Source organism: Paraburkholderia xenovorans LB400, from assembly GCF_000013645.1.
In the GTDB taxonomy this organism is placed as follows: domain Bacteria; phylum Pseudomonadota; class Gammaproteobacteria; order Burkholderiales; family Burkholderiaceae; genus Paraburkholderia; species Paraburkholderia xenovorans.
The window spans coordinates 4,884,398-4,895,836 of the sequence record NC_007951.1 but is presented as its reverse complement, the minus strand read 5'-3'; the positions used below and the strand labels follow the sequence as shown (position 1 = coordinate 4,895,836).

Here is an 11,439-nt window from a genome sequence, read left to right as displayed (position 1 = left end):
CGGACCCGTAAGGGAGTTATCCACAGGGACGGATCAGCCGTCGAACTCCTCGCGGGGCACGGTCGAATCAGGCTAAACTATTGACGGTCAACGAAAAACCGGTTTAAATAGCGGGTTCCGCGAAAACCAATTCAGTAAACCTCCGGCCATTGCGCTTTCAGCGATGATCGCGCGGTTATTTTTCGATCAAGTGAGAGCAACATGAAACGTACTTACCAACCTTCCGTTACCCGTCGCAAGCGCACCCACGGCTTTCGCGTTCGCATGAAGACCGCCGGTGGCCGCAAGGTCATCAACGCACGTCGCGCGAAGGGCCGCAAGCGCCTCGCCATCTAAGGCAGGCGAGCGGATTGCGCGCACTGTGTGTGCCAAGCGAAGCCAGCGGTAACGCGGGAACGGCTGGGGCGCAGCAACAGGGCTCGGTTCCGTTGCGAGCGCAAGCCGCCTTCCCCAAAGCCGCAAGGCTGCTGAAAACGGATGAATTTTCATCCGTTTTTCGTTTGCGCCCGTGGCGCCGTACCGCGCACTTCGTGGTGTACGGCCGGCCCACCGGCAACGAAGCTCGCTTAGGCCTCGTGATCGGCAAGAAGTACGCGCCGCGTGCGGCCACGCGTAATCTGGTGCGTCGAATCGCGCGTGAAGCCTTCCGGCTGCGTCGCGCGGAATTCGGCGGTTGGGATGTGCTGCTGCGTTTGCACACGCGCTTCGACAAGAAAGCTTTGCCGAGCGCTTCGTCGCCGCCGTTGAGGGCGTTGTGCCGCAGCGAAATCGAGGCGCTGCTCGACAAGGCAGCGCGCGAAGTGACCCGTCGCGAGGCGCCGCCCGCGGAAGCGCCCAAGACGGAATGACGCTCAAGTGACCGCCCGCTTTGCAGTTCAGGCCGCTCCGGCGGCCGTGCTGCGCGGGCCTCGCCCGGTACTCCACGTTGCGCGGCGCCGTCCGGCCGCACCAGCCATGCAAACGGTACTCATCGCTTTACTGCGTTTCTACAAGGTTGCCGTGAGCCCAATGCTCGGCAACCGGTGCCGTTTTTACCCTTCCTGCTCTGATTACGCGCGCGAAGCAATCCAGTATCATGGCGCCGCGCGCGGGACTTATCTCGCCGCCAGGCGTATTTGCCGCTGCCACCCGTTTTCCGCGGGCGGCATCGATCTCGTCCCGCCTCCCACTTCTGAAAAGCGCTGACGCGCCGTTCCATCGACACTGAGACAACGCATGGATATCAAACGCACCGTCCTATGGGTCATCTTTTTCATGTCAGCGGTCATGCTGTTCGACAACTGGCAACGCGACCACGGACGCCCGTCGATGTTCTTCCCGAGCGCCACGCCGACCAGGACCGTCGGTAGCGCCGCACCGGGAACCACGACGCCGGGAACCCAGCCCGCCGATCTGCCGGCCACGAACGCAGCCGCACCGGGCAACGCGCCGGCGGCCACGCAATCGCAACTGATCAAGTTCAACACCGACGTCTATAGCGGCGAAATCGACACTCGCGGCGGCACGCTGTCGAAGCTGTCGCTCGTCAAGCAAGGCGACGGCAAGCAGCCCGACCTCGTCATCACGCTGTTCGACCGCACCGCGAACCACACGTACCTGGCGCGCACGGGCCTGCTCGGCGGCGACTTCCCGAATCACAACGACATCTACACGCCGTTGCCGAACCAGCCGCACGATCTGACGGGCGACGAAAAGTCGTTCCAGATCAGCTTCGAGTCGCCGGTGAAGGGTGGCGTGAAGGTCATCAAGACCTACACGTTCACGCGTGGCAGCTATGTGATCGGCGTCGACACGAAGATCCAGAACGTCGGCACCACGCCGGTGAGCCCGTCGGTCTATATGGAACTGGTACGTGACGATCAGCCGGTGGAAACGCCGCGCTTCTCGCACACGTTCATCGGGCCGGCTGTCTACACTGACCAGCATCACTTCCAGAAGATGACGTTCGGCGACATCGACAAGAACAAGCAGGACTACGCGACTTCGGCCGACAACGGCTGGATTGCGATGGTCCAGCATTACTTCGCGTCGGCCTGGATTCCGCAGCAAGGTGCGAAGCGCGATATTTACGTCGAGAAGATCGATCCGGCGCTGTATCGCGTCGGCGTGAAGGAGCCGGTGCCGACCATCGCGCCGGGCCAAACCGTCGACGTATCCGCGCGTCTGTTCGCGGGTCCGGAAGAAGAGCGCATGCTCGAAGGCATCGCGCCGGGTCTGGAACTGGTGAAGGACTACGGCTGGGTGACGATCATCGCGAAGCCGCTGTTCTGGCTGCTCGAGAAGATCCACAGCTATGTCGGCAACTGGGGCTGGTCGATCGTGCTGCTCACGCTGCTGATCAAGGCCGTGTTCTTCCCGCTGTCCGCTGCGAGCTACAAGTCGATGGCGCGCATGAAGGCGATCACGCCGCGCATGCAGGCGCTGCGCGAACGCTTCAAGGGCGATCCGCAGAAGATGAACTCGGCGCTGATGGAGCTGTACAAGACCGAAAAGGTCAATCCGTTCGGCGGCTGTCTGCCGGTCGTGATCCAGATTCCGGTGTTCATTTCGCTGTACTGGGTGCTGCTGTCGTCGGTGGAAATGCGCGGCGCGCCGTGGATCCTGTGGATTCACGATCTGTCGCAACAGGATCCGTTCTTCATCCTGCCGGTGCTGATGGCCGTTTCCATGTTCCTGCAGACCAAACTGAACCCGACGCCGCCGGACCCGGTTCAAGCCAAGATGATGATGTTCATGCCGATCGCGTTCTCGGTCATGTTCTTCTTCTTCCCGGCCGGCCTGGTGCTGTACTACGTCGTGAACAACGTGCTCTCGATCGCCCAGCAGTACTACATCACGCGGATGATGGGGCAGGCGAAAACCAAAGCGGCCTGATATCTGGCCTAAGGCGGGCGGCAACGCCCGCTCGCAGGCCGATGCAAGCCGACGCTGGCTCACGCAGCAGCCCAAGAAAATGCCGCCCGGTTTGCACCGGGCGGCATTTTTTATGGTTACAGCCGAAACCATCGCCTCGGCGAGGCCGCCGTTACTCTTCTTCCGCATCCTCGCCGTAGAAGCGCACGATCATCTCCTCGACCAGGAAGCGGTCTTTCGGCGTCAGCGACTGGATCTTCGAAGCGAGTTCGATCGTTTCCGGCGACGGCGGATATTTCTCGCCGCGCGCCAACGGCCTCGCGTTCGTGCCCGGTGGCGGTCCGTAATGAAGCCAATGCTCTTTGACGTTCAGCCATTCGGCTAACGTACGCAATTTGTCGGGCTTTGGAATCGTCGTACCGGCTAGCCACTTGTGAGCGGTTTGCGGCGTAACCTCACGCTCGCCCCGGTAGCGAAGATTGAATTGCTCGGCGAGCTTGGTCCCGCCGCGAATTTTCAGCGGCTCTAGCAGGTCCTTCAGCCGTTTGGCGAAGGCGGCTTTTTCTTTGTTGGTCGGCATGGGCCGGATTGTGCAATTCAACGTTCAACCAGTTGACAACCAGCCAAGCTTACTTATAGCCTATTTGAGATACATTTAGCTTGCAGGCGCCGCCGAACAAAGCGCGGGCCGAAGTTGTCATTTTTTGTTGTTTTTCGCTGTATGCTGGACCTGCAGTAGCCATGAAGTCGGGCGGCGTCCTATTTTTTCGCAGGACAAGCGGTAGCAATCCTAGCTTGGTTGAGATAAATCCGACTTGTCTGTTGAAACAGCAGGCAGACAGTCCATCAGGCGGCACAGTTGCCCAATGTCAGGTAAACACGATCTGACAGTTCCGAGGCCAGCGGGCGGCAGGCCGTTGAGCGCCAAAAGCATTGACGATCAAAAGGCCTGCAAGCCGCACGCTCGCTAACTTTCTTCGTCATTCTGGCTGGCAACGCGGACGGTCACCTCCTGGAACCCGGCGCGGTCCTCCAGGTTTATCGTCAATATCAACGCGCCCTTTTTCGGCACCCACTCGATCGTCTCGGCCGAAAGCGGATAGCTCTCGCCGGGCGCGAGGGGCTTTGCCTTCGTATCCCGCGACAGTCCGTAAGCCAGCCAATGCTTATCCACGTCCAGCAATCTGGCTAACGTGCGCAGGTTGGCCTGACGTGGCATTGTCGTTCCGTCGAGCCATTTGTATATGGCCTGATCCGTCACGTCCGCGCCGGTGTGGAGGAGATTGAATTTTCTACAGAGCTCGGCCCCGTTGGGAATATTGAGCCGCTTCATCGAGCGGCTGAGTCGTTCGGCAAACGCGGCTTTCAATTGTTTGGTCGTCATGCATCGGATTGTGCAAGCGCCCGAGCCGTGGGTTCTCAACCAATCAGGCTAGGAAGTATCGAAATTAATATATTTTTTAGCTTTGACCAGCGCCAGCCGTGATGCGCCGCGATTTTAAAAATTGTGCGTTTTTTCCCTTTTTTTACAGTCTGATAGGGATTTAGCTATCTCGTGCAGTCTTAATTATTCTCAAAAAACGCAGCACAATTTAGCTTTTGCGAGATAAATCCGAAATCGGCGCCGGGTCACCAAAGCGGCGGCTCCGCCGCGCCGCCTGTCAGCCTTCACACACCGCCGCGTTACAATGCCTCGCGCCGCGTTGACCGCCAGCACCCTGCCCTCCTCACCGTTTTTGCCCACGCTTCCATGCTCACCACCGATTCCGATCCCATCGTCGCCATCGCCACCGCGCCCGGCCGGGGAGGTATCGGCGTGGTGCGGATTTCGTTCGGCCGAGCGGGTGAGGCGGCGGCCCAGCCGCTGATGCAAGCGCTCACCGGTCAGACACTCGCCGCCCGCCGCGCCAGCTACGTTCCGTTCCTCGACGCCAGCGGCGATGCGCTCGACCGTGGCATCGCGCTGTACTTCCCGGCGCCACACTCCTATACGGGCGAACACGTGCTCGAACTGCAGGGCCACGGCGGTCCGGTCGTGCTGCAACTCGTGCTGCAGCGTTGCATCGACGCCGGCCGCGCCTTCGGTCTACGTCTGGCCGAACCGGGCGAGTTCACGCGCCGCGCCTTCCTCAACGACAAGCTGGATCTGGCGCAAGCCGAAGCGGTCGCCGATCTGATCGAGGCCAGCACCGAGGCCGCCGCGCGCTCGGCGGGCCGCTCGCTCGACGGCGCATTTTCGCGCGACATTCACGCGTTGGTCGAAGACGTGATCACGCTGCGCATGCTCGTCGAAGCGACGCTCGACTTTCCCGAGGAGGAGATCGACTTCCTCGAAGCCGCCGACGCCCGCGGCAAGCTCGCGCGGATTCGCGAGCGCCTCGGGCACGTGCTGAGCGAGGCGCGGCAAGGCGCGTTGTTGCGCGAGGGCCTCTCGGTGGTGCTGGCCGGGCAGCCCAACGTCGGCAAATCGTCGCTGCTGAATGCGCTGGCGGGCGCGGAACTGGCGATCGTCACGCCGATCGCCGGCACCACGCGGGACAAGGTCGCGCAGACGATCCAGATCGAAGGCATTCCGCTACACGTGATCGATACCGCCGGCCTGCGCGATACCGAGGACGAAGTCGAAAAAATCGGCATTGCGCGCACCTGGAACGAGATCGAACGCGCGGATGTCGTACTGCATCTGCTCGATGCGCGCACCGGCATGACGGTCGAAGACGAGGCGATCGCCGGGCGCTTTCCGGCCGGCGTGCCGGTGGTGCGCGTGCTGAACAAGACGGACCTGACCGGCCTTGCGCCGGCAACGCGAGCACTCGACGCAGACCTGGATCTGAGCGAAGTGCGGCTCTCGGCGAAACAGGGCGACGGCGTAGCGCTGTTGCGCGAAGAGTTGCTGCGGATCGCCGGCTGGCAAGCAGGCGCGGAAAGCGTGTACCTGGCGCGCGAACGGCATCTGATTGCACTACGCGCCGCCGAAGAACATCTCGCCACCGCAGCCGCGCACGCCGATCAGAACTCCCAGGCGCTGGACCTATTCGCTGAAGAGCTTCGGCTCGCGCAGGACCAGCTGAATTCCATCACGGGCGAATTCAGTTCGGATGACCTGCTCGGAGTGATTTTCAGCAGGTTCTGTATCGGCAAGTGAACGAGGCTCGGCCTCCACCTCATAAAGGTTATATTTCAGGCTTTCACGAGGGATTCGGCGACCGTCCTCATCCATATGAAATCTCGCTTCGTTGACCCAAAAACCGCTAAATCTTTGGTACACAGTGGGCATAGGTTTAAAATCGCCGCTGTCCGCGTTTCAACGATCCGAGCATGCCCCGATTAGCCGTCCCCCTCACCGAAGCCCAGATCCGCGCGCTCGAACCGCGCGCCGCCCGTTATTGCGTCGCCGACGGCAACGGCCTCGTCATCGAAGTCATGACGACCGGCACCAAGGTCTGGCGTTTCCGCTATTCGCTGGACGGCAAACGTCAGCCGCTCGCCACCATTGGCGACTACCGGATGATCTCTTTGCGCGTCGCGCGGGCCAAGGCGCAAAAGTATGCGGAGATGGTCGCGCGAGGTATTTCGCCGGTCGCCACCGCGCGGCGCGATCGCGGCGCGGAAAGCAAAGCCGACGTGCTGCGCGAAGCAGCCGAGCTTTATCTCGCGACGGAAATGGCGGGCAAGTCGGAGGAATATCGCCGCACCACGCGGCGCGCGCTCGAAAAGGACGTGCTGCCCGCCATCGGCCACATGCCGGTCAAAGCCGTTACCGCCGCCGACATCGTGGCGATATGCGACAGAATCAAAAGCCGCGGTTCGCCGAAAATGGCGCTGCACACGCGCAATGTGGTCAAGCGTCTCTACGAGTACCTGATTGCCCGGCAACTCGCGGCCGGCAATCCGGCCGAAGTCGTTCCGGCGCGCTCCATCGCCACTTTCGACAGCCGCACCCGCGTGCTCTCGGGCGACGAAATCGGCGCCATGTTCCGGTCGATCGACGCGTCGAGCATTCGCCGGCCGCTGAAATTGGCGCTGCATCTGTTGGTGTTGACGATGGTGCGGAAATCGGACCTGGTCGAATCGACGTGGGCCGAATTCGATCTGGACAAAGCGCTGTGGACAATACCCGCCGCGCGCCTGAAGAAAGACCGCGATCAGCGCGTGCCTCTTTCGCTTCAGGCAGTTTCCATGCTGCGCGAGCTTCACGAGACCAGGGCCAGCCGAAACTTCGTATTCCCGAGCGTCAGAGGCGACGACCGGCCCATCGCCAAAAGCACATTGAACCAGGCCGTCAAGGCGCTCGGCCTCGACGTGGAGCATTTCGTTCTGCATGACTTCCGGCGCACCGCAACGGCGCACTTGCGCGAGATGACGGCGCACGCAGAGGCGACCGACCGCGGTGCCGAAGAAGTGCCCGAACGTCTCAGGCAAAGCACGAATGCGGAAAAGGCTGCGGATCAACGTCGGATCATGCAGCGTTGGGCGGATTTCGTCGATGCGCAGATCAAGGACACCCGCAGCGCATGACCCGCTAGCGCTGACGGGCATGCGTCGTTCTATTCCGCCAGCCGTGGCACCAAGACGATTCTTTGGTACACGAATCACCTTGGATCGATCCTAACTCTTTGCCGCAAAGACAGAATCCGATTTCTCATCAGGTTTCAAAAAGCGAAAACCCGGACGCCATGCAAGCACGCGTCGGCATCGATTCACGCGGTCCTTTTCTCTCGCGTTTGATCGCCTAAACTGAAGGTTGCACGCAACCCCATACGGAGGCTCCCATGTCTGAATCGCTGATGGCTTATTTGCTGGGGCCTGCCGTCATGCTGCTGGTCGGCGTCGCTATCTGGGCCGCGTCCCACTACCACCAGAAGACGAGGCCGCAAAGACGCGAGCGCTGGCTCGATACGCACTATGCGGAGTGGCTGCATCACCGGCACTGAACGACGCATGAAATGAAAGGCCGTCGCGCAAGGCGACGGCCTTTCATTTTGTGCACGCGCAACAGCCACGTGCTCCGCTATCAGATTACCAACCCGGTTGAGGCTGCGGATATCCGTATTGCGCCGGCGGCGGCGCACCGCATGCGACATACGCACGTTGATACTGGTCATAGCAATATCCCGGCGGCGCCTGCGCATAGACCGGAGCGGGTTGATACGCCGGCTGCGCATACACGGGCTGCTGGTAAGCCACCACGGGCGCCGGATTCAGCGCGGAGGTCACCACCGCTCCCAGCACGGCGCCACCAATCAGCGCGCCCACCACGTCCCCGCCGTTACCGTGCGCCGACGCTTGCCCGGCTACGCTCAGACTTCCCACCATCAACAACGCCACTGCGATCTTTTTCATGTTTGACTCCCCGCCGTTCAGGCATGGAACCGATTGTGGCCGGCGCGCGCGGAAATAGATGCAGCAAGTGGTAACCGGCCATTACTCGTGTAATGCGCAAAGCGCCGGCCGCCATGAAGATCGCCTGGTCCCTCCGTTCGACTGATTCATTCCCCCGATCAATGTGAAATTCGCCTCATGACTCGCCAGATAAATTTGGCGCCCCGTAAAGCTTGCCGACCCATCGATCCCAACACAGACGACGCCGACAACACCGGCTTGAGGTAAAGCCACAAGTAAGGCGCGCGACCTCGCGCGATCTGCCGCGCATCATGAACGAAGTGGCCGGCCAGTCGGCGGTGCTCGCGCCGTCCGTCACCGAGCCGGTGACGAAGCCGATCGAAGCCGCCGATGTCGGCCTGTATCGCGCCAAACGGGACGGCAAGAGCCGGGTCGCGGTGAGCGACTGACCATTCTGCAGCCGCTTTCTAACGTTGCCAGGAAGCGGCACCGACTGCTGCGGCGCCGAGATACTTGCGGCGCGCTTCGGCGAGCACGGTTGCCCCGATCGCGCCCTCGTCCGCCAGCGCTTTGAGGGCGGCGATCACAATCGCCTTGCGGTCGACTTCGAAGAACTCGCGCAACGCCTGGCGCGTGTCACTGCGGCCGAAGCCGTCGGTGCCGAGCGTCACGTAGCGGCGCGGCACGTACGCGCGAATCAGTTCGGGCACGGCGCGAACATAGTCCGTGGCGGCGATGATCGGACCTTGCGATGCTTCGAGCGCTCGCGTGACATACGGCGTGCCGGTTTCCTCGCCGAGACGCGCGAGCCGCTCCGCCGCCATTCCGTCACGCTGCAACTCGGTGAAACTGGTCACGCTCCACACGGCGGCATCGATCTGCCAATCGTCCTTCAACATCTGCCGGGCCGCGATCACTTCACCGAGAATCGCACCAGCGCCGAGCAATTGCACCCTGGCTTGCGTGCTCTCCTGCGCTTGCGCGGCGAGCGGATAGATGCCCTTGAGAATCCCTTCGCGCAGCGCCTCCGGGCTGTCGCCCGGCACCGACGGCTGCGCGTAATTCTCGTTCATCACCGTGACGTAATAGAACACGTCGCGCTGCTGCTCGACCATCTCGCGCATGCCTTCGTCGACGATCGCGGCAACCTCATACGCGAACGCCGGGTCGTACGCGCGGCAGTTCGGAATCGTCGATGCCGCCAGATGGCTCGTGCCGTCCTGATGCTGCAAGCCCTCGCCGCCAAGCGTTGTTTTGCCGGAGGTTGCACCGATCAGGAAGCCGCGCGCCCGCTGATCCGCCGCCGCCCAGATCAGATCGCCGATGCGCTGGAAACCGAACATCGAGTAGTAGATGTAGAACGGCAGCATCGGCAGATCGTGCACACTGTACGACGTTGCCGCCGCGATCCACGACGACACCGCGCCCGCTTCCGAAATGCCCTCTTCGAGAATCTGGCCTTTCGTGTCCTCGCGGTAGTACAGCATCGAGCCGAGATCTTCCGGCTCGTACAACTGCCCGAGCGGCGAATAGATGCCGACCTGGCGGAACATGTTCGCCATGCCGAAGGTACGTGCTTCGTCGGCGACGATCGGCACCACGCGCGGACCGACTTCCTGATCCTTGAGCAGTGCGGTCAGCATGCGGACCAGCGCCATCGTCGTGGACATCTCGCGGCCGTTCGATTCCAGCGCGAATTGCCCCCAGGAGGACACCGGCGGGACGATCAGCCCCTTCGATGCAACTCTCCGCCTTCTGGGCAGATAGCCTCCGAGAGCTGCCCGGCGCGCATGCAGGTATTGCATTTCCGGGCTGTCTTCTGCTGGTTTGTAAAACTTCACCTGTTCCACGTCCTCGTCCGTCAGCGGCAGGCGGAAGCGGTCGCGAAACGCCTTGAGGTCGTCGAAGTCGAGTTTCTTCTGCTGATGCGTGGTCATGCGGCCCTGGCCCGAGGTGCCCATGCCGAAGCCCTTCATCGTCTTCGCGAGAATCACCGTCGGCTGACCGTGGTGCGCGAGCGCGTTCGCGTACGCCGCGTGCAGTTTGCGCACGTCGTGGCCGCCACGGCGCAAACGGTCGATGTCGTCGTCACTCAGTTGCGCGGCGAGCGCGGCAAGCTCCGGGTTCTGGCCGAAGAAGCGTTCGCGGTTGTAGGCGCCGTCGTTCGCCGAGAAGGTCTGGAACTGACCGTCCACGGTATGCGCGAAAGCGCGCAGCAAAGCGCCGGTGCGGTCGCGCGAGAACAGCGCGTCCCAGTCCGAACCCCAGATCACCTTGATCACATTCCAGCCGGCGCCGATAAAGTGCGCTTCCAGTTCGTCGATGATGCGGCCGTTGCTGCGCACCGGGCCGTCGAGGCGCTGCAAATTGCAGTTGATCACAAACACCAGATTGTCGAGCCCTTCGCGCGCGGCCAGTGAAAGCGCGCCGGTCGATTCCGGCTCATCCATTTCGCCGTCGCCGAAAAAGCCCCACACTTTGCGGCCTTCCGTTTGCACGAGGCCGCGATTGGCGAGATACCGCATGAAGCGCGCTTGATAAATCGCATTGATCGGCCCGATGCCCATCGAGCCGGTGGGAAATTGCCAGAAGTCCGGCATCAGCCACGGATGCGGATACGAGCACAAGCCCGGTCCGCCGATCTCGCGCCGGTAGTACTGCAGGTTTTCTTCGGAGAGAAAGCCTTCGAGATAAGCCCGCGCGTAGACGCCCGGCGACGAGTGCGGCTGGAAGTAGACGAGGTCGCCCGTGCCCTCCTCGCCGCCCGGCGCAGTGGCGCGGAAGAAATGGTTGAAACCGACCTCGAACAGGTCCGCCGCGGACGCGTAACTCGCAATATGGCCGCCGAGTTCGCCGTAAGCCTTGTTCGCGCGCACCACCATCGCGAGCGCATTCCAGCGCAGCGCGGCGGCGAGCCGTTCTTCGAGTTCGAGATTGCCCGGATAGCGCGGCTGTTGCTCGAACGGGATGGTGTTCTGATACGGCGTCACGCTGGTGCGCGCCGATTCCACGCCGAGCGAGAGCGCATGGCTCGCGAGCTTGTCGAACAGAAACTGCGCGCGGTCGCGGCCAACATGCGCGACCACGCCGTCGAGCGCTTGCAGCCACTCGGCGGTTTCCTGCGGATCGGTATCCGCCTGCTCCGTCGTGTCGACACGATGGGTGTTCAAAAACCGCAATTGCTTGCTACCGCTGGATAAATCCGTCATGGCGCCACTCCCGCATCGACACGTTCGGTTCAAG

The 11,439-nt window shown here is 62.1% G+C and carries 12 protein-coding genes; 8 read left to right on the top strand and 4 right to left on the bottom strand.

What is annotated here, in order from left to right; genetic code table 11:
- The first annotated feature begins 201 nt into the window (after positions 1–201).
- The 4 genes from rpmH (at position 202) to yidC (ending at position 2,874) form a co-directional block, all read left to right on the top strand.
- Complete coding sequence (gene rpmH, locus BXE_RS22070; RefSeq protein ID WP_004198824.1) at positions 202–336, top strand: 50S ribosomal protein L34; 135 nt, start codon at positions 202–204, stop codon at positions 334–336.
- A gap of 14 nt (positions 337–350) precedes the next feature.
- The gene (locus BXE_RS22065) at positions 351–848 is read left to right on the top strand and encodes a ribonuclease P protein component (RefSeq protein WP_193352956.1); all 498 of its coding nucleotides are present in this window, start codon (positions 351–353) and stop codon (positions 846–848) included.
- A 106-nt stretch (positions 849–954) separates the two neighbouring features.
- Positions 955–1,185 carry a membrane protein insertion efficiency factor YidD gene (yidD, locus tag BXE_RS44480; RefSeq protein WP_007180115.1) on the top strand — a complete coding sequence of 77 codons (231 nt, stop codon included), beginning with the start codon at positions 955–957 and terminating at the stop codon, positions 1,183–1,185.
- 30 nt (positions 1,186–1,215) lie between these two features.
- On the top strand, positions 1,216–2,874 hold the full coding sequence (yidC, locus tag BXE_RS22060) for a membrane protein insertase YidC (RefSeq protein WP_011490357.1): 1,659 nt from the start codon (positions 1,216–1,218) through the stop codon (positions 2,872–2,874).
- 151 nt (positions 2,875–3,025) lie between these two features.
- On the opposite strand, the gene BXE_RS22055 is transcribed toward yidC, so the two are convergent.
- Both BXE_RS22055 and BXE_RS22050 read right to left on the bottom strand, forming a co-directional pair.
- Entirely contained in the window at positions 3,026–3,433 is a 408-nt protein-coding gene (locus BXE_RS22055; protein ID WP_007180113.1) for a transcriptional regulator, read from the bottom strand.
- A gap of 387 nt (positions 3,434–3,820) precedes the next feature.
- Positions 3,821–4,237 carry a transcriptional regulator gene (locus tag BXE_RS22050; RefSeq protein WP_011490356.1) on the bottom strand — a complete coding sequence of 139 codons (417 nt, stop codon included), beginning with the start codon at positions 4,235–4,237 and terminating at the stop codon, positions 3,821–3,823.
- Between the two features lie 366 nt (positions 4,238–4,603).
- Between BXE_RS22050 and mnmE the strand changes: the two genes are divergently transcribed.
- The 3 genes from mnmE (at position 4,604) to BXE_RS46630 (ending at position 7,787) form a co-directional block, all read left to right on the top strand.
- Complete coding sequence (gene mnmE, locus BXE_RS22045; protein WP_011490355.1) at positions 4,604–5,998, top strand: tRNA uridine-5-carboxymethylaminomethyl(34) synthesis GTPase MnmE; 1,395 nt, start codon at positions 4,604–4,606, stop codon at positions 5,996–5,998.
- A gap of 173 nt (positions 5,999–6,171) precedes the next feature.
- Complete coding sequence (locus tag BXE_RS22040; protein ID WP_011490354.1) at positions 6,172–7,371, top strand: tyrosine-type recombinase/integrase; 1,200 nt, start codon at positions 6,172–6,174, stop codon at positions 7,369–7,371.
- A gap of 254 nt (positions 7,372–7,625) precedes the next feature.
- Complete coding sequence (locus BXE_RS46630) at positions 7,626–7,787, top strand: hypothetical protein (protein WP_007180109.1); 162 nt, start codon at positions 7,626–7,628, stop codon at positions 7,785–7,787.
- An 85-nt stretch (positions 7,788–7,872) separates the two neighbouring features.
- Here the strand turns inward: BXE_RS46630 and BXE_RS22035 are convergent, their stop codons facing one another.
- Positions 7,873–8,196, bottom strand: coding sequence for a hypothetical protein (locus BXE_RS22035; RefSeq protein WP_011490353.1), 324 nt, complete (start codon positions 8,194–8,196; stop codon positions 7,873–7,875).
- A gap of 311 nt (positions 8,197–8,507) precedes the next feature.
- On the opposite strand from BXE_RS22035, the gene BXE_RS45465 reads away from it, so the two are divergent.
- The gene (locus BXE_RS45465; RefSeq protein WP_193352955.1) at positions 8,508–8,645 is read left to right on the top strand and encodes a hypothetical protein; all 138 of its coding nucleotides are present in this window, start codon (positions 8,508–8,510) and stop codon (positions 8,643–8,645) included.
- An 18-nt stretch (positions 8,646–8,663) separates the two neighbouring features.
- Here the strand turns inward: BXE_RS45465 and mdeB are convergent, their stop codons facing one another.
- Positions 8,664–11,405, bottom strand: a complete 2,742-nt coding sequence (gene mdeB / locus BXE_RS22030) for an alpha-ketoglutarate dehydrogenase (RefSeq protein WP_011490352.1) — start codon at positions 11,403–11,405, stop codon at positions 8,664–8,666.
- Positions 11,406–11,439 lie beyond the last annotated feature (34 nt).